The sequence below is a fragment of the Serratia sp. X3 genome, assembly GCF_014982455.1.
Taxonomy (GTDB): domain Bacteria; phylum Pseudomonadota; class Gammaproteobacteria; order Enterobacterales; family Enterobacteriaceae; genus Serratia; species Serratia ureilytica.
Genome location: NZ_JADCNB010000004.1, coordinates 117,913 through 135,650, shown reverse-complemented (window position 1 = coordinate 135,650; position 17,738 = coordinate 117,913). Strand labels below are relative to the sequence as shown.

The window sequence follows — 17,738 nt, the reverse complement described above, 5'->3', positions numbered from 1 at the left end:
CTCAGCCCCTCCCGTTGCGCACTTTGCCCGAGCGCATTTCGATGTTCCGCTGCAGTTCGCGTAGCCCGCCGGCCAGGAAGCAGGCTTCCGCCAGCACGAACAGCGGGCCGATGACAAGGCCCGTCACGTCGTCCATAAACGCCGGTTTTCGCCCCTCCCAGAAATGCCCGACAAACTGAAACAGCCAGCCGATGACGAAGCCGCCGATGCTGACGCTCAGCCACGCCGCCGTCGACAACGACGCCAACCAGGCGCCGAACACGAGGCACAGCAGCAGCAACGCCAGCATCAGAATGCCAAGGCGCAGATTCAATCGCAGGTAATAAAGGGCCGCAACGATAACCATCGCGCAGGCCGGCGAAAACGGCAGCCCCCCCGCGCCCCATACCGGCCGGGAGAGCAGCGCCAGCAGGCTGACGACGATCAGGGGGATGCCGATAAAATGCGTGGCGATATTGCGCGCATCGCGGTGATAGGCGGCATAAGCGGCAAGTTGATCTTCCAAGCTTCGCATGTTGACCTCCGAATGACGCGCACAGCCGAGCTTACTCATTGCATTAAAGATAGCCGTATCGTTCAGCATAGGAAAATGGTCAGGGATTGGCGGAGATCACAGGAGTCACATTTGATAGCAATTTCAGTTGAATTTACTCAGTTTTATCCAGTTCGATTTTGAACCATGCCCCCTATTCTGCCCCCAAATGATTTTGCTTGTGGAGTTTAAGAGGCTTTATGGCCGCTTTTTGGTATCGGTTTTCCACTGCAGTAAACCGGCGATATCCTGTTCCCCCGCAGCTTCTTTTAAGCGGCGCTGCTGCTCGGCATACTGGACGTATTCAGCCTGCGCTTTTTCATCTGCCGCTTTCTTACTGACCGTGCCAGCACCTTGTAGAACGTCACGGTCGTTAAATTGCAGAAACTGATCCAGCTTATCCTGCCAATCACGCAGGAACACCTGTTGGCGACGCCGCGCCTGATCTTCAGCGAAATCCAACCACATGTTGACCACGCGGTTGAGTTCGCTGACTTCGTCTTGATTGAGGTAATTTTTCGCCACCGTCACGTCGCTTTTACGTACTTCCTCGCCCTTATAGTTGCTCAAGCCCATATGGGGCTGGTTGGCGTCAGCCCGCTGATGGATGAGTTCAGCATCGGTGTGGCCTGTGCAGGCAAAATGCAGCTTGTTTTGGATAGTTTGGAAAAACAACGTTGTCTCTTTAAGTGACGGCTGATAGTCGGCGGCTAATGCGAAGATCTCCCTAACCCGCAAATAAACCCGACGCTCACTGGCACGGATATCACGGATGCGCTCCAGCATCTCATCAAAGTAATCAGGTACAGCGGATGAACCCACGGGCGGATTTTTAAGCCGTTCGTCATCCATCACGAAGCCTTTGATCAGGTATTCCTGAAGCGTTTGGGTCGCCCATTGGCGAAATTGGGTGCCACGAGGCGAACGAACACGATAACCAACAGCAAGAATAACGGGCAGACTATAGTGCAGGATATTGCGACTTACCTGACGGGCCCCTTCCTGCTGAACCTGTAAGTAAGACTTACAGGTTGCGTTTTGTTCAAGTTCCGCTTCTTCGTAGATCGCTTTGATGTGCTGCGTAATCGCCTGGGGAGTCACTTGATAAAGATTCGCGATGGTCGACTGGGGCAGCCACAGCGTTTCTTGTTCAAAACGGCATTCAACGCGCACTTCGCCGTCATCGCTGGCAAACATAACAAACTCACCTGCCGGTGATTGGGTTAAGTGCTTGTCTGTCATGTCGCCTCCGCTTTAATCTGACTTACAGCGCTGTAATTCGCTTAGTATGCCAGAGAAGCACATCGAAGCTCATTACTCGAACAACTGTTATTTTCCAAAAAAATGTCTGCAAGCTGACTCGCTTGGATAGGATTTTGTTGAATTTAAGAAAGTGAGGGAAACAGTAATTTGGCGGAAGATCACAGGAGCACTAAAAGCAACACAACCCACTGTTTTAAATAAAATAATTATTCATCACCCAGCCATAGTATACACACACATATACATACTTGTTACCGCTACATTCAGAGTTGTTTAAATTACAGCCAATACCGGCGCTTACTCCACTTACAAAAAAGATTTATCGTAAAACTGTTCACCCTATACACCTTTTTTATTTTCTTTTTAATTTCAATATATTAGTTGGTGTATAGCTACCTTCTCAGTGTACACACCTGTTCACCTACAGGGTGAACAGTCTGAACCTCAGGCACAAAAAAAACCGGACAGAGCCGGTTTTAAATATTTTTATCATATCAGCGAGTATACTTTATCGTCATGAGTATAGCGTAAATATTATAACTCACCAAGATGTTGGGGCAATAAATAGCATTTCGGACCCCTCAAAATTTTTAACATTATTTAAATACAAATGATACACTTTGGGGGAAAGCGTAGCGTCAGGAGAACAATCAACATTCCATGACCTCAGAAAAAATCCAGCTGTTGCCTCTCTTACTTTTATTTTTAGCATTCCTCTAATCATTTTGTATTCATATTCTATTGTCTCTTTCACCTTTATAGCTGGATGAGGAACAATATCTAACTCAATGAATAAATTCCACTTTTCATCATCCTCAATTTTTTCGCCCACACCTGGCTTTGAGTCAAGCAGTTTAGAGGAAACCACTCTTGATGGTGAAAAGTTTAAGAATTTCTTTCTATTGCTATCAAATGCTCTTATATATATCTTTAACCCATCATCAAAAAGGCTGTGTGGTGTAATAATTCTTTTAGAAATGCCATTATCAACCGATAGATATTCAATCTCCACCTTCGATTTCTGCGTGATCGCTCTAGTAATTGGAGCAAACTCTCTTTGCGAAGGCAAATTTATCCTTTGGCATCTGTAAGTATAATACTGTTCACTCTTATCAACTTTCTCCGCCTTTAACCAGCAAAGTGCGTCTATGTCAGTAAGCTCAAAGTGTGGAGAGAAAGTTTCATCTCTAATTACATGTTTTTTAGACTTTTTATCAAAAAAACTGTTCTTTTCATTAGTTAACTCAATGTATTGATTCAGATCTCTTGTAGCAGACGCCTCTTTGATACCAAATGTATCCATGAGGTTCGCTCTTGACACCTCCCCTTTAAAGATTAGTGAAAACTCTATGTACTTCAGCCTGTCACGGCCATGAGGTATAAAACTAGATATTGGGTTCATAATCGCCACACCCTCTTGGTAAAAAAATCAATAGAAAACACTACATGTAGATATTATGACACACATCAGATCGTTTTTGTTCCATTGATGAGATCATTTTGATTCGATTAATGCTTGATCAATTCTGCGCCGTTGGTATACTGACAATCGGCAATAATGCCACGCACATAGGAAGGGCATATCATGGCAGTCAACAAACCATATGGTGATGGACATCGAATTGGTGCGGTACGGGATCGCAGCCAGTGCCAAACCCCCTCGGGTCATTGGGTTAAGCGAGATACTGATACAGGACGATTCATCGATGTGAAATCGGATGGGACTCCGTTTAAAGGAGTTCGCAAAGAAAAATAGCCATTATCGGTGGAACGAAAATGGCTATCCTTGGGGCTAGAGCTTGGTTAATAGTGGAATATTAAACAAGCGAGGATGCTACACGGGAGGTCTCAATCCCAGAGCATGACCTTTGATAAGACGCGAAGATTATACTCTTCTGGCCCCTATATATCCAGAGATCCCTCCTTAATGCAATAGAGGGATTCATATGAATCAACAAAAAGTTGTACATGTGTGCTCTTACGTACGCCGTCGCCTAGGACGTTTAGAGTATGTATGCGCACACTGGCGTTCACTACCGCACGCCGCTTGATAGACCATTAAAGGGGAGGTTTCACTCCCCTTTTTCCTATCAAGAAATTTTCATGCACCTCATCGAAATACCAGCTATCCATTTAAAATAATTCATTTAATTATCAACTAATTGAAATATCACATTTTAATGATCATAGTGTTTAAAAAAACCGGCCTGAGCCGGTTTGGGGAGCGCTTGTCGTTATGATGTTGGCCGTTCAGCGGCCGATAGGATGCCCTGGTGTTGCTGCGTGTATTCGGGTCACTGCCACTATAGGCGGCGCGGCGATTGAGCGTCCAATGGGTTCGGCAGATCAATAAAGGCCTATTGATCGGCCCGGCCGATCGACCCGTTTCTCGTCACACCGCCCCGCACTTCGGCAGCCAGTCCGCTTCGCACTCTTCACTCAATATCAGGTTGGTTTGTATTCCCTGCTTGGTGCGGCGTTTCAGCAGCGTGTGCTCATACTCTTTCAGCGTTTGCGGCACCGCCTGGCCGAACGCCGTCAGGTTCATCACGTGCTGATAGCCCCGTGCCGCCATAAACGACAGGTAGGCGTGGTACAGATAGCGGCGCGGGTTCGGCGGGGTGATGTTGGCATTGCCGATCATCATCCCTTCCGGGGTACCCAGCACCGTCAGGTAACCACAAAAATCGACCAGCGGATCGGCATGCCGTTTGATTTCCAGGGCTTCCGCCGAACTTTGCTGCGCCTGGAGCAGTGCACGCGCGTCATTAGGGTTGGCAAAGCGTTGCATCAGGTGACGCACAATCACGGCCAGCTCTTCGGTGATCTTCGCCAATAGCAACGGGTCGCGCTCCTCGGGTGCGATAGCTTCCGGGAACGGCAGGATCACCCGGCGGCGCGAGATGCCGCCGCTGCGGTCGCTGAACTGCATCGGGTTGTTGTTGACCGCCAAAATCACCGCCGGGATGTGCGCCGCGTAGGCGTCGCGGTATTTGGGGTCGATGGCGACTGCATCGCCGCCGGTGATGGCCTTGATACCCGCCCCGTCACCGCTCCACTTCTCCTGGTCGGGCAGGATAATCAGCGAGAAGCCGACCACGCTGGCACGCTCGCGCGCCGACTCCAGGTTATCGATGGTGGCGGAGGTGGTGTTGTCACTACCTGCCAACAGCCGGGCGATAGCCGCCATTACGCTCTTGCCGCTGCCGCCGGGTCCGGTCACTTCGAGGAACAGCTGCCAGTCGTAACGGTTGGCCAGCACCATAAAGAGCGCCGCGAGAATACGCTCCTGCTTGTCGTGATTGCCCCCGGCGGCCCGCGTCAGCCAGTGCCAGAAGTGCGGTGCATGGTCGGCCAGGTTCTCCCCGGCGCGCGGCGGGGTGTAGTCCACGCTGTTGACGGTGCGCAGCCAGTGCGCTTGCCGGTGGGCGCCGAACTGGCCGCTGACGGTATCAAAGACGCCGTTACGAAAGCCTATCAACCGGCGGGCCGGATCGCCCATCTGCGGCACCATCAGTTTTAGGGTGTCCAAAATGCTGTTGATACCGGCGGCGGAGAACGGCGCGCGTACCTTCTGGAACAGCGCGGCAATCTCCCGGCTCAGCTGCCGGTGCGGTAGCACCTGCCAAGCGCCACGCGTATAACGGCACAGCTCTTCCCCCACCGGCGGCACCGCCAGGGTGTTGCCGTAGTGCTCGGCCAGCAGTTCGGCTTTCTCGCTGGCGCTCATGGCTTTTAAGTCGGCATCGCTCAGCGTGTCGAACGGGCTCGGCTGCGGCGGCTGGCTGAACGCCCGGAGCTGCGCGCGCGTGGCCTCAGCGCCCTGCTGACAGTAGACGTCGTTCCAGTCGCCTTCCGTGGGCGGCAGTGCCGGGATACCGCCGGTGAGTGTGGCCGCCTCGGCGGCGCGGGTCTGCCCAGTGCTGCTGCGGTCATTATCGGCCGCCAGCAGTAGCCGTGCGTCCGGGTAGTGGCTGCGCACCTGCTGCGCCACGGCCGCCAGGTTGTTGGCGCTGAGCGCCATGCACACCGTCTCACCGGTCAGGCGGTGCACGGTGAGGCCGGTGGCATAGCCTTCTGTGAGCCAGATAACCGTGTTGTCTGGGCCGCAGAGGGTGTGGCAGGCGGCTTTCACCTGCCCGCCTGCCAACATGCGCTTGTCACCGGCGGCGTTAATCAGTTGCACGTTAACCACTTCTCCCCCGGCATTGTACAGCGGCAGCAGCAGGTCGCCGGGCTGGAAGGTGATACCGCCAACGCGCAGCGGCTGGCCGTGCAGAGTCAGGGTTTCTGCCTCCGGCCAGCCTTTGGCGCTCAGGTAGGCGTTGCCCGTCTGAGGCCGGGCAGCGGCCACCAGAGCCTGTGCCTGTCGCGCGGCCTTGTGCTGGGCCTCGGCTTTGTCTCGTGGTGAATGACCGGCCTCAGCGGCCGGTGGTAAAGTGCTGGCATTATCCCCCATCACGGCAGCCACCTGTTCGGCAGCAGCTCGGGTAGACAGTGACAGGGCTTTTTCCACCAGGTTGAGGCCGTCACCGGCCCCGCACTGGTTGCAGAACCAGGAGCCACGGCCGTCCTGGTTGTCGAAGCGGAAACGGTCTTTGCCGCCGCAGGTCGGGCACGGTTGCGGCTTGCCGTTCGGCTGCAAGGCGATGCCGAGGGCCGGGAGTATCACCGGCCAGTGGCCGGTGGCGGTGCGTACGGTCTGGGATACGAAGTGGGCGCTCATCCTTTCTCTCCTCAGTGTACGGTGGCGTTCTGCGATGCCGACAGGCGTTCGCAGCACAGCTCGTCCATCATCTTTTGCCCCAGCGCAGTCAGGCGCGGTGCGGCCACCAGAACGTCCGGCTGCACCATGTCACTCAACATCGTGCATGCCATGTCCATGCCGTCTTCTGCGCCGTACTGATGCACAAAATGCCCCTCCAGACGCAGGGCAATCGTCATCTGCAGCTCGTCCAGCGTGTACCCGAGGCTCACCCGGTAAAAGGCACAGGTATCCAGATAGGCTTGCGCCACGGCGCGGCGGAAAACGGCGGTACGGACTTCAATCGGTAAACAGGATGCAGTGTTCATGCGGCGGTGGCCTCCATGCGGGCAAGGATTTGGGATTCACAGGTGTTGACGACGTGGCCGAGCTGGTCGGTCAGCAAGGCAATGACCGAAGCAAACGATGCCTGTTGCACGGCATCGGGGCGTTGCCCGCCGAGGTCGAGGGTGTCCAGCAGGTCGAGGAACAGCACGCCGGTAGCGTGCGCATGCTGAAGACGCAGAAAATCGGCGTGCGGGATAGGGTAATGGGTATCGCGGTAGTAGCGATCGGCCAGAGTGTTCATGCTGCTGCCTTAACCGGCAGACGACCGGCAAAGGACAACACGTAATCACGGGAAAGCCTACGGCGGGCGTTGCGTTCGCTATCCGCCACGGTGTGCACGATACGTGGCGAAGCCGTCAGCGCAGAACGGCGCACGGCCGCAAACAAAAAGCAGAATGTAGGGTGAGTCGGGGTGAGGGTCGTAGCCATGGCGGCAGCCTCCTTAGAGTAAAGGTTATTGCTACCACCAAAGTTCTCACGCAAGGGTGGTAGCCCAGACGGGGGTGAGAAACCGGCCTCTAAGAATACCGGCCAGCCCGAAGGCTGCCCCGCCTGAGCCACCATTGATTGACTGCTGCGGTAGCATAACATCCACCGCGCAAAAAATGAGCGAGCAAAGGCTGCGACATAAAAAAACACGCCTGGCGCGTGTTGTGTCGCCTTAGAGATACACGGGTTCTCACGCCCGGCTGCCGATTTTGCGGCAGCGGGAGGACTATAGCGCAAGGCCGGACAGGGGGGCAAGCCGTAAGACGCCCCCGGACGTTCAATCGATCGCATAGTGATCAACAGTCGGTAAGCTGGTCGTTGCGAGTATCGGCAGCCGCGCAGGTCAGCGGCACCGGCCCGGCACTGAACAGGCGCGGCTCAGCCTGGCGACTCGCCAGACGAATAACGCCGTGTTTTTCGCTGCGGTGCTCCGGCAAGACGACGCCAGGCTCTTTGCGTTGTAACAGAATAGCTTCCGCCACAAACAGCGCGTCGCGCTCATCGAGGGTAAAATGCTGGCGACCAAAGGTTAGCTGCATCATACGGCGGCCCCCTGGTGACGGTTGGCGATACGTTCATCCATCCACTGCTCGATCTCGGAGGCCAGCCAGGCGACGTTTTTACCGCCGAGGGAGACCTGGGCCGGGAACTGCTTACGGCTCATCATCTCGTACACGGTGGAGCGGGATAGACCGGTGGTGTAGAGCACTTCCGGCAAGCGAATAAAGCGCTCGCGCGGGGTGTAGCCATTTTGAAACACCGGCGACGGGGTGGATGGAGAGGGGGTGGAAACGGTCAACATAAAACGCTACCTCTTTGTGTCCGGCCAACGCTGGCCGGGACTGTGTGAACTTCGGTAGCGCCCTATTATGTGAATATTTACCGGGGTGGCAACAAGACGTTGTTGTGTGGCCCATTAAGAAATGATCATAAAAACAACAAATTATAATAGCTCAGCAATCCTCACCACTCCTCACCCTTCCTCAACATTACCCCATAGTTTTCAACAATGAATTCATTGCTAATAAATAGGTATAAACAGACTAACCACCGCTAGCCAGGGAAAAGGTCGTTTTGGGCCGGGTGAACAGTGGTGAACACCGGGTGAAGAGTTTGTAGAAAACTGTTCACCCACTTATTTACTGATTTATCTATACTTTTTATTTAGGTGAACAGTAGTGAATAGTTTTAGGTAAAACTAAAAACGGCTTGATGGTTTTCTCATCAGTGCTCAAGGCTGTTGTCCTGGGGACAGTCCAACCGGGATGAATGGCGATGTTGTACGGCGGTCAGCAGAATAGCTTCACATTGACTGACACCGGAGACATGACCATGAGCAGCACCGCCTTACCGAAATACATCACCGATAAACTGCAAGCCCTGCGTGACGCTCGCGCCGCCCACGACAAAAACTATCAGGCGTTGACCGACGTCGTAACCGGCATTGCCCGCTGCCACCAACAGAAGAAAGACACCGAAGTGCAGAGCCAGGAGGCAGAAAACCAGTGGCGCACCCTGTTTCGCAAACTGCGCGGAGAAATGACGCCGGAACTGCAAGCACAGCACCACAGTCGGATTTCCAAGCGGGAGCTGGCGAAAGAGTTCGACGGCCTGATTGAAGAGATGGAGCTGGACAAAATGCAGCTTCACCTCAGCTGCGGCGGTACAGCCCCGAAGGTGGTGAACGCGCACAAAGACGCCCTCACGACCTTTGCTGCTCATGCGATGCATCAGGCGGTGGATGCGCTGAGCACAGCGCTTATCAGCCCTGACGTTATCAAGGCGTGTGCACTGGCTTCACGGGCTTACGGCGTCTATGCGGACAATCCGATGAGGATGATTGAGCAACAGGTACTGGGCACGCTACAAGGCCGCATTCGCGCTACCATGGCTACGCAAAATATCGACCACCCGGTGCTTAATGAGATTGGCCTGACGATACCGCAAGAAACCGGCGCATTGCCGGAACTGCAAAGCAGTCCTGCCAAGCGTATGCAGGTTATCTCAGAACTGAAGGAAAAACGTCAACGCTTGCAGCAGAAAGGGGCCAAATCATGATGCGCTGCCCGCTGTGCACTCATGCGTCCTATACACGAACCAGCCGCTATATCACGGAGCGGACGAAAGAGGCGTATTACCAATGTCAGAGCCTGACCTGTTCTTGCACATTCAAGACGGTGGAAAGCGTCGATAAAATCCTGTGCCAGCCGATACAAGCGCAACCGGTCGATGAGAATGCCCTGCCACCGCCCGAGAAACGGACGTTGAACCGCTATCGCCGTTACAACAGCAATCCTACCCTGCACTAAGCACACTCCGCCCCGCCGCTCTCGACAGCCTCGCGGGGCATTCCCCTTCCGCCTCGCCCAAAACAGCCTTTTTCCTGGCTAGCCAGCCTCAAATTGCGCGTGCATGCATAGGGTGCATGATTTTGCATGCAAGAAAATGCACTTTTCATCCCCGCCAGCACCAGTACTGGCGCGGCCTACGGCCGTTCATGCAACTGCATGAAAAGTGACACATGAAGCGCGCAGGCGAGGCGGGGATAGCATTGCGCGCTGCCTTCAATAATATTTATTCCGATAATACCTTTTCAATGTAGCACCTTACCGACTCCATTTTTGGTCTTTCACTTGGGTTAAACCGTGTACATTCAGATATAGCTGAATCTAGATAATGGATGTTTTTCATCTGACAATAAGTTGATAATAAAGCTTCACTTCGATCTAAACGCAATTCGCCTGCAATCGGATATTTGTGTCCACTCAAAAGAACCCATAGTGTTTTAGCAAAGCTATATATGTCTGCACTCTCTCCCGAGTCTTGCTCTGAAGTCATTAGCATTTCTGGGGCATGAAAGTGCAATGAGCCTAATTTCTCCCCCTCCTTTGTGATCCTTTGTCTGTTCGGGAAAGTGGCAATTCCAAAATCACATAGATGCCATTTATTTTTGTAGATAAGAATATTGTCAGGTTTAATATCCCTGTGAAATATTTTTTGTTTGTGAAGGGATTCAATAGTTATGCATATCTCTAGCATTCCTTTTAGTATGCTCAACGGCGAGGGGGAATGTTTTTCAATGTAATTATCTAGTGAGATGGCCTTAGGCATTGCATACCATGGCAGATTATCCTTGGAACCAAGTTGATAGCTATCGGTAACATTGATAACATTCATCATGCTATCATTTAAGTCTTCAATTTTTTTTAATGTTAAAATTTCGTCATTGAAGCGATTTATTGATGTGGCATTAGGTCTTTTTAGGATTTTCAAAGCGTGGACTTTGCCTTTAGGATCCCTTACCTCCCAAACTACAGCATTACCACCACCACCAATTTTCTTTAAAAGGAAATATCCTGATATAGTCATTCCTTGATAAATTTTTCCGGGTTTTTTATCATCCGGTAATTCTTGATAGAAATCCACCAACATATTAAAGTATTTTGCTGACATTTTTATATGCTCGCATAGTTTACTTTTCGAACCGAATAAACTAATGGCATATTTTATTTCAGCTAATGCCCTAGTTCTACCGATCAATATACCCCAATTCTCAATTTGAACGTTACGGGCGGCACCTGTTACCATGCTCCCTGGCTGATAGTATTTATTTGTCTCTTCAAATGCTTCTACTAAGCTCCACTGAGGGCGTATTCTAAAGTATTTATCCATAATTAATTCCTATTAACTATATTTTGCTTTCCTAGATTTATTCCAATTAACTTATGACTACTTTTGCTTACGATTTAATTTTCTAGCTTTCTTTTGAGCTTTATTTTTATTTTTCTTTTTTTGCTTAATATTTATAACGGGCCGTAATTGTTTTTCTGAATACAAACCCTCATCATCATTTACTGGATACTGATATTCAACACCAGAGAACTGCTGAACATTTTCAGGTAGTAATATCCCAAAATTTTTTCGATCTTGCTCCGCTTGCTCGAAATCAGCCGCTTCCCAATTATTAGTATCAAGATAGATCATATCCTCTCCACCCCCACCGTCACGTGGCTCAGTAGCTACTCCAACGATATTACTAAAATTCGGGTATAATAACTTTGCGGATGTGCAATAAATATAAAGGCACTCCTTTCTATAGTGCCTATAATCTTCATATGATTGAGCTTGAGGTGGAATGGGTAATATCAGCCAAACATACCCATAATTTGGATTGGTGGGTGAGCCCATGATACGAACTGATTTTTTTTGTGGTGGAGTGCTCTCTATTTTTTCTAAAATTGATCTTGATAATACTCGACGGGCTACTCTCCTCTCTGATGCCATTATTTGTAGGCCTAAAGTTGCATCTGATAATGGGTGTTTGTTCTCATATAGTAAAGTCCCTCCCAAAGCATGTCTGGAGAAATGCTCAATGAATTCATCCCAGAAATAAGATATTCTGTCATATTCTTTACCTCGTACGTATTGAGGTAATTTTATTAAAGACTCATACTGACCCTCTACAATCACTGCCTTATGATTATGCTCGATATAAAACCCAGGATCACGGCCTTTCTCTGCACTCATTAAATAATGACCTAGTAAATCTTCTTCCCCAGCAGCAGAAATTAATTTCCCTGAGATTATGAGCTCTTCTTTTTTCTCTAAGTAATCAATAAAATCTGATATCGTATCCAGTTCATTTAATACAACATCTAATGCGACATCATCAAAAATATGAACATATGGCTTATTTGGTATAGGCATGCCAATCATAAATGGGTTTTTAAAGTGTTCATCTCCTGTTATTAATGGGTTGATTATCAGACTTCCTGAACCTTGAACTATCGAAGAAAATCGCTTGGTCGCATTCTTAGCTACGGCGACCCTATGTATTTTAATAACTTCTGTGCTAGGGAAGCTAAGTGGAAACTTATCCTTGCATTTAGGGTCGAGATATATTCTGTTTGACCTTTCCCTGATCCAATTTTCGGCGCCGTACAATTGGCTTGCCGACTTTAAAACTGCTCGTTTAACCCATCTACCCCAATCAACTTCAATATTCCCGGTATCTTTAAAACTAATATCTTTATCAGAAAAGATAATGACATGATGATTAAATACCACCAATAAATCACATAGCTCTTTACCATCACCACTATCACTTTTCTTACCCTCATCAGTATAGACGTTAGGATAACTCCACAAGCTTAAGAAAGTCTTGCTGCACAAGTCTGCTAAATACCTTTCAGACTCATTAAAACCATCCTGTTTCACTATTTTTTTCATTCTCGAAACCCATTTATTACGCTATTGGAATACCATTCTAACATCTTTCTTCTGTTCTCAAGATATTGAGCATGATTATAAGTACCCCGAATACCGTTCTTATCTATATGCGCTAATTGCATCTCAATCCATGCGGAATCAAACCCATTTTCATGCAGGATAGTAGACATCGTATGCCTGAAACCGTGACCGGTGGCTCGTCCCTTATATCCCAGCAGTTCTATAACCTGATTCACGCTTTCCTTACTTATAGGCTTTTTGCGGTTGTTTCGTCCAATGAAAATGTAAGGATAGTGACCGGTGATCGGTTGTAGCTGTTTAAATAGCTCAACCACGTGAGTAGAGAGCGGCACAATGTGTGGACGGCGCATTTTCATACGTTCGGCTGGGATCTCCCAGATACCCCGTTCAAAATCAATTTCTTCCCATGTAGCAAAACGCATTTCTTGCGTGCGGACGCCGGTCAGCATAACGATCTTAGCTGCATTCTTCGTGATGATGCTGCCGGTATATCCTTCCAAATCCTTAACAAAGTAAGGCAGTTCCTCGGCCGAAAGGAACGGGTGATGCTTTTGTTTAGGGACGGCCAGAGCACTGGCGAGATCCGGAGCGGGATTGTATTCTGCCCTGCCGGTAATAATTGCGTAGCGGAAGACCTCTCCGCAACGCTGGCGAACCTTACGGGTCTTCTCCAATGCCCCGCGCTTCTCAATGCGCCGTAGCACTTCCAGCAGCTCTAAGGGCTTAATTTCGGCAATGGGGCGTTGACCAATATACGGAAACACATCCTGTTCAAAGGTACGCATGATTTCTTCCCTATAGGCCAAAGTCCACCGATCAGCCTTGTGCTTGTGCCACTCGCGGCTAATTGCTTCAAAGGAATTCTCAACCGAAAGCTGCTGAGCGAGCTTTTGCGCCTTTTTCTCGGCTACTGGATCAATGCCATTCGCAACCTGCTTACGGGCCTCCCCGCGTTTTTCTCGTGCGTCGGCCAGCGTTACCAAGGGGTAGGTGCCAAAGGACATCAGCTTGGCTTTTCCGGCATAGCGATAGCGAAAACGCCAACCTTTGCTCCCATCAGTATTGATAAGAAGGGACAGGCCTTGGCCGTCGTTGAGGGTGTAGGGTTTTTCCTGCGGTTTGGAACGTCGAATTTGTATGTCAGTTAGAAGCATGTGTATAAGTGGATTCTGTGTATAAAAATGTTATACGCACCATTATACACATTTATCTCGGATTCAGGCGGTTATACACGGACTCCAGCGGACAAGAAAACCATATAATCAATTGATTTTATGCATTTTAATTGACTTTTCAGGAACTACCCGGACAAGCTTTGGCGGAAGATCACAGGAGTCGAACCTGCCCAGGACCGCTGGCGGCCCCAACCGGATTTGAAGTCCGGCCGCCCCACCGGGGACGAGGATCTTCCTTGGAGAAGAGAAGAAGCAAGGCGCTGATTATAGCGCAGTTTGTTCGCTGCGCTAAGCGGGAAATGGCGGCCGCCGGCGATTCGGCGGCCGGGGAGCGCTACTTCAGGAAATCCTTCACGTCCAGCAGGATGAACTCGTTGTCATCCGCCATATTGGGCTGGCGGCTGGAGGAGAACGGGAAGTTGTTGTCGTTGCCGACGATGATGTGGTTGGCGTCCACCACGTCCACGTTCTCGATGGTGAAGAACGGGAAGGTCAGCACGCCGTCGTTCAGCGGCTTGCGCGCCAGCTTGTTCGGATCCTGAATGTTCATCAGGTCGATATAGCCCAGTTTTTCGACCGGTTTGCCGACGTTGGCGTCCGAGAAAGCGATTTTATACACTCGCTTGAACTTGGCCACCTGGCTGAAGCAGTTGTCGGTTGGCGCGCCGGCGGCGCAGGCTTTATCCGGCGTGCCTTCGCCGTTGTCGCGCTCGATCACCAGCCCGTGGCTGGCGTCGATCATGTTGAAGTCGCCGATGGCGTTCTGGTTGTCTTCCAGTACGTACTGCCAGCTGCGGCCGCTCCAGGCCTGCTGTTTGACGTCGAACTCCAGCACCCGCAGGTAGCGTTTGCCGTCGACGTTCTCGAACTGTTCGCCATCCCACAGCGCCCCTTCCAGCAGCGGGTACAGCTTGCTGCCGTCCGGCGAGGCGGCCATGCCTTCAAAGCCTTTGGAACGCGCCACCTGGAAGTTCTGTTTGCCGTCCGGCGCGCCCGGCAGGGTTAGCGTCGGGTTGTCCGGCGATTTCACCACCTTGCCGTCCACTTTGGTGTCGAACACCGCCAGCACCTTGCCGTTCAGGTCGGCCTTGATCAGGTAAGGCCCGAACTCTTCACCGATCCATAAGGCATCGTCGGCAAACTGGAAGCTTTCCGGATCGAAATCGCTGCCGGTCAGATAGCGCTGCTCGGTGCTCTCGTTGATGATGTGGAACGGCACCTTTTTATCCGGATCGTGCAGGAACACCGTCTTCAGCGGCGCGACCGTGCCGTCTTTGAAATCGATCTTGTAGTGGTTGAGGTACAGCATGGCGTCCGGGGAGTTGGCCTTGCTGCCGAAGCCGTTGTCGGTCAGCACCCAGTAGGTACCGTCGGGCATGTGTTTGATGCCGGAGTGGCCCTGCAGCGGCTGGCCGTTGATCGGCAGGCCGATGCCGGTCAGGCGATCGGCGGATTTACCCGCCACGCTGCCCAACTCGGTGACGCGTTTACCGCTGGTGTATTTGCCACTCTGTTGCAGATCGCTCGGCGCGTCCTTCGGTGTGGAAACGGCGGATTTCACCGGCAGCAGCGCATGCCCCGCCAGCGTCGCCGGCACCGGCTGCGCCTCGGCCCACAGGTTGGCGCTCAGCGCCATGCAGCCGACCAGCAGCGCCAGCCGGGTTTTGGTGTTGTGCATGTCATTGTCCCTTTTCGTTGTTATCGCCCAGAAGTAAAAGCAACGTCACTATAGGGAGCGGCAATGACAGAAATATTATTCGGCGAACGCCCGCCGGTAACTGTGCGGATGGAAGCGCCAGGTGATGGCGATCAACACCACCACCAGCAGCGCGTGGATCTGCCAGTCCAGCACGAAGCCACCGCTGTAGTCGCGCAGCAGGCCGGAGAGGTAGGGCGTCACGCCCGCCAGCAGGAAGCCGACGCCCTGCATAAAGGCCACCAGTCGCCCGGCCGCCGCTGGCTGGTGCAGGTGATCGAGCGCCAGCACCAAACACAGCGGGAACGCGCCGCCCAGCCCCAGCCCGGAAAGCAACACCCACAGCCACGGCAGCGTCTGCGGCAGATAAATCAGGCCGATAAAGCCGATCAGTTGCATCATCAGCGCCAACAACAGCAGCGGCCGCCGGTCATGATTGCGCGCCAGCGCCGGCAGCAGCAGCGCGCCCATCACCTGGCCGAAGGTCATCAGCGCCAGCAGTGAACCGCTGGCCTGCGGCTGCCAGCCGAGCTGCATGTAATACGGCGGCAGCCAGGCGATCAGGCTGGTATAACCGCCGTTGATCAGGCCGAAATAGGCGCCGAGCAGCCAGGCGCGCCGGTTGCGCAGCAGGCCTGGCCCGCGGTGTTCGCCCGCCGCGCCCAGGCGAGACAGCCCGCGGCTGACCGGCCACCAGGCCAGCAGCGCCACCAGGGCAGGTAACGCCCACCAGGCCAGCGCGCTGTGCCAGTCGTGCCCCGTACTCATCAGCCACGGGGTGATCGCCGCCCCCAACCCGCCACCGCCCATCAGCGCCGCCGACCACAGCCCGGCCACCAGCGCCATGCTTTTAAGGAAGTGATGCTTGATGATGCCGGGCATCACCGCCTGGATCACCCCGATGCCGAGCCCGCCCAGCACCGCGCTCATCAGCAGTTGCACGCTGCCGGGGGCCAGTTCGCGCCAAAGCGCGCCCAGCCCGATCGCCAGCAGGCTCAACGCCACGGCGCTGCGTTCGTTGAACAGCCGATTGATGGCGCCGCCCGCCAACGCCATCAGCCCCATCATCAGCACCGGCAGCGTGGTCAGCAGCGCCGCGCCGCCAAAACTCAGCCCGGTGGCCTGGCGCAACGTCGGCAGCAACGGGCCAATCGAGGTCAACAGCGGCCGCATGTTCAGGCCGATCAACACCAGCGCCAGCAGCAGAGGATTGAGCCAGCGGCGTGGAGAAGATGAATTAACAGAATGATTTAACACGGTATATTCCTGGTACTGCGAAATGAAGAGTGCGGCGTCACAGCGCGATCGCCGCAGCGTTGCGTTACTGTAGGCAACGCCGCTAGTATTGGGAAATTAAATAATAAAATAGCCAACAGTGGGAAAATGAATCGTTACCCGATGTTCAATCCGCAGCTGCTGCTCAGCTTCGTCGCCGTGTGCGACAGCAACAGCTTCACCCGTGCCGCAGAGCGGGTGTTTTTGTCGCAGTCCACCGTCAGCCAGCAGGTGCGCCGGCTGGAAGAGATGCTGGGCAAGTCGCTGTTTGAGCGTTCCTCGCATCAGGTGCTGCTGACCGAAGAAGGCGTCAAGCTGTTGAGCTACGCGCGCCGCATTATCGCGCTGAATGAAGAAGCCCACGATGCGCTGACCGGCATCTGGCGCGACGGCGTGCTGCGGATCGGCATGCCGGAAGATTTCGCCGTGCCCACCACCGGGCTGCTGGCCGAATTCAACCGTGAGCACCCGCACCTGCGGCTGGACGTCGCCAGCGGCCTGAGCGCCGATCTGCACAGCGCCTACGCGCGTGAAGAGCTGGATCTGATCATGGTGAAGCAGCGCCGCCGGCAACCGCCGCGCGCCGCGCGGCCGGAACCGCTGCTGTGGCTGGACAGCCTGGCCTTCCCGGCCATCGAGCAATCGCCGGTGCCGCTGGCGGTATTTCCACTGAACGGCCTGTACCGCGACGAGCTGTGCCAGGCGCTCGACAACCTCGGCAAACGCTGGCGCATCGGCTACAGCAGCGCCAGCCTGGCGGCGCTGACCGCCGCCTCCGCCGCCGGGCTGGGCGTCACCCTGCTGCCGGCCGGCTGCCGTTTGCCAACGCACCGGGTGCTGGGCGCGGCCGAAGGATTGCCGCCGATAGACAGCTTCGAACTGGCGCTCTACTACCGCGACGGCGCCCCCGCCGCCACGCTGGCGCTGGCCCAGCGGCTGGCGGCGTTTTGCGGGCTTAAGTAAGGC

At 53.1% G+C, this 17,738-nt stretch carries 17 protein-coding genes and 1 tRNA gene; 3 read left to right on the top strand and 15 right to left on the bottom strand.

Features of this window, described 5'->3' with window-relative positions:
• Position 1: 1 nt before the first annotated feature.
• The 9 genes from IMX17_RS17540 to IMX17_RS17500 form a co-directional block, all read right to left on the bottom strand.
• Positions 2-514, bottom strand: a complete 513-nt coding sequence (locus tag IMX17_RS17540) for a DUF962 domain-containing protein (RefSeq protein ID WP_046898875.1) — start codon at positions 512-514, stop codon at positions 2-4.
• A 216-nt stretch (positions 515-730) separates the two neighbouring features.
• Positions 731-1,774: a virulence RhuM family protein gene (locus tag IMX17_RS17535; protein ID WP_193550037.1), complete on the bottom strand. Its 1,044-nt coding sequence runs from the start codon at positions 1,772-1,774 to the stop codon at positions 731-733.
• A gap of 562 nt (positions 1,775-2,336) precedes the next feature.
• Positions 2,337-3,098 carry a WYL domain-containing protein gene (locus IMX17_RS17530; RefSeq protein ID WP_193550036.1) on the bottom strand — a complete coding sequence of 254 codons (762 nt, stop codon included), beginning with the start codon at positions 3,096-3,098 and terminating at the stop codon, positions 2,337-2,339.
• A 1,089-nt stretch (positions 3,099-4,187) separates the two neighbouring features.
• On the bottom strand, positions 4,188-6,521 hold the full coding sequence (locus IMX17_RS17525; protein WP_193550035.1) for a primase-helicase zinc-binding domain-containing protein: 2,334 nt from the start codon (positions 6,519-6,521) through the stop codon (positions 4,188-4,190).
• An 11-nt stretch (positions 6,522-6,532) separates the two neighbouring features.
• Positions 6,533-6,868, bottom strand: coding sequence for a DUF5375 family protein (locus tag IMX17_RS17520; RefSeq protein ID WP_170852952.1), 336 nt, complete (start codon positions 6,866-6,868; stop codon positions 6,533-6,535).
• Positions 6,865-7,128 carry a hypothetical protein gene (locus IMX17_RS17515; RefSeq protein WP_015376559.1) on the bottom strand — a complete coding sequence of 88 codons (264 nt, stop codon included), beginning with the start codon at positions 7,126-7,128 and terminating at the stop codon, positions 6,865-6,867. Before IMX17_RS17515 ends, IMX17_RS17520 begins: the two co-directional genes overlap by 4 nt.
• Positions 7,125-7,667 (bottom strand): host cell division inhibitor Icd-like protein, encoded by a 543-nt coding sequence (locus tag IMX17_RS17510; protein ID WP_193550034.1) that lies wholly within the window; start codon positions 7,665-7,667, stop codon positions 7,125-7,127. Before IMX17_RS17510 ends, IMX17_RS17515 begins: the two co-directional genes overlap by 4 nt.
• 5 nt (positions 7,668-7,672) lie before the next feature.
• Positions 7,673-7,918 carry a hypothetical protein gene (locus IMX17_RS17505; RefSeq protein ID WP_193550033.1) on the bottom strand — a complete coding sequence of 82 codons (246 nt, stop codon included), beginning with the start codon at positions 7,916-7,918 and terminating at the stop codon, positions 7,673-7,675.
• On the bottom strand, positions 7,915-8,178 hold the full coding sequence (locus IMX17_RS17500) for an AlpA family transcriptional regulator (protein ID WP_193550032.1): 264 nt from the start codon (positions 8,176-8,178) through the stop codon (positions 7,915-7,917). The genes IMX17_RS17505 and IMX17_RS17500 overlap by 4 nt, the downstream gene beginning before the upstream one ends.
• Positions 8,179-8,708: 530 nt before the next feature.
• Between IMX17_RS17500 and IMX17_RS17495 the strand changes: the two genes are divergently transcribed.
• Complete coding sequence (locus IMX17_RS17495; protein WP_193550031.1) at positions 8,709-9,434, top strand: NAD-dependent aldehyde dehydrogenase; 726 nt, start codon at positions 8,709-8,711, stop codon at positions 9,432-9,434.
• Positions 9,431-9,685, top strand: a complete 255-nt coding sequence (locus tag IMX17_RS17490; protein ID WP_015376189.1) for an ogr/Delta-like zinc finger family protein — start codon at positions 9,431-9,433, stop codon at positions 9,683-9,685. Before IMX17_RS17495 ends, IMX17_RS17490 begins: the two co-directional genes overlap by 4 nt.
• 265 nt (positions 9,686-9,950) lie before the next feature.
• On the opposite strand, the gene IMX17_RS17485 is transcribed toward IMX17_RS17490, so the two are convergent.
• The 6 genes from IMX17_RS17485 to IMX17_RS17460 form a co-directional block, all read right to left on the bottom strand.
• Entirely contained in the window at positions 9,951-11,048 is a 1,098-nt protein-coding gene (locus IMX17_RS17485; RefSeq protein ID WP_193550030.1) for a serine/threonine-protein kinase, read from the bottom strand.
• A 57-nt stretch (positions 11,049-11,105) separates the two neighbouring features.
• The gene (locus IMX17_RS17480) at positions 11,106-12,605 is read right to left on the bottom strand and encodes a hypothetical protein (RefSeq protein WP_193550029.1); all 1,500 of its coding nucleotides are present in this window, start codon (positions 12,603-12,605) and stop codon (positions 11,106-11,108) included.
• Entirely contained in the window at positions 12,602-13,780 is a 1,179-nt protein-coding gene (locus IMX17_RS17475) for an integrase arm-type DNA-binding domain-containing protein (RefSeq protein ID WP_193550028.1), read from the bottom strand. Before IMX17_RS17475 ends, IMX17_RS17480 begins: the two co-directional genes overlap by 4 nt.
• 162 nt (positions 13,781-13,942) lie before the next feature.
• A tRNA-Sec gene (locus tag IMX17_RS17470) sits at positions 13,943-14,037 on the bottom strand.
• 98 nt (positions 14,038-14,135) lie between these two features.
• Entirely contained in the window at positions 14,136-15,479 is a 1,344-nt protein-coding gene (locus IMX17_RS17465; protein ID WP_193550027.1) for an esterase-like activity of phytase family protein, read from the bottom strand.
• 75 nt (positions 15,480-15,554) lie between these two features.
• Complete coding sequence (locus IMX17_RS17460; protein WP_072056095.1) at positions 15,555-16,754, bottom strand: cyanate transporter; 1,200 nt, start codon at positions 16,752-16,754, stop codon at positions 15,555-15,557.
• 126 nt (positions 16,755-16,880) lie between these two features.
• Between IMX17_RS17460 and IMX17_RS17455 the strand changes: the two genes are divergently transcribed.
• Complete coding sequence (locus tag IMX17_RS17455) at positions 16,881-17,735, top strand: LysR family transcriptional regulator (RefSeq protein ID WP_193550026.1); 855 nt, start codon at positions 16,881-16,883, stop codon at positions 17,733-17,735.
• Positions 17,736-17,738: the final 3 nt, after the last annotated feature.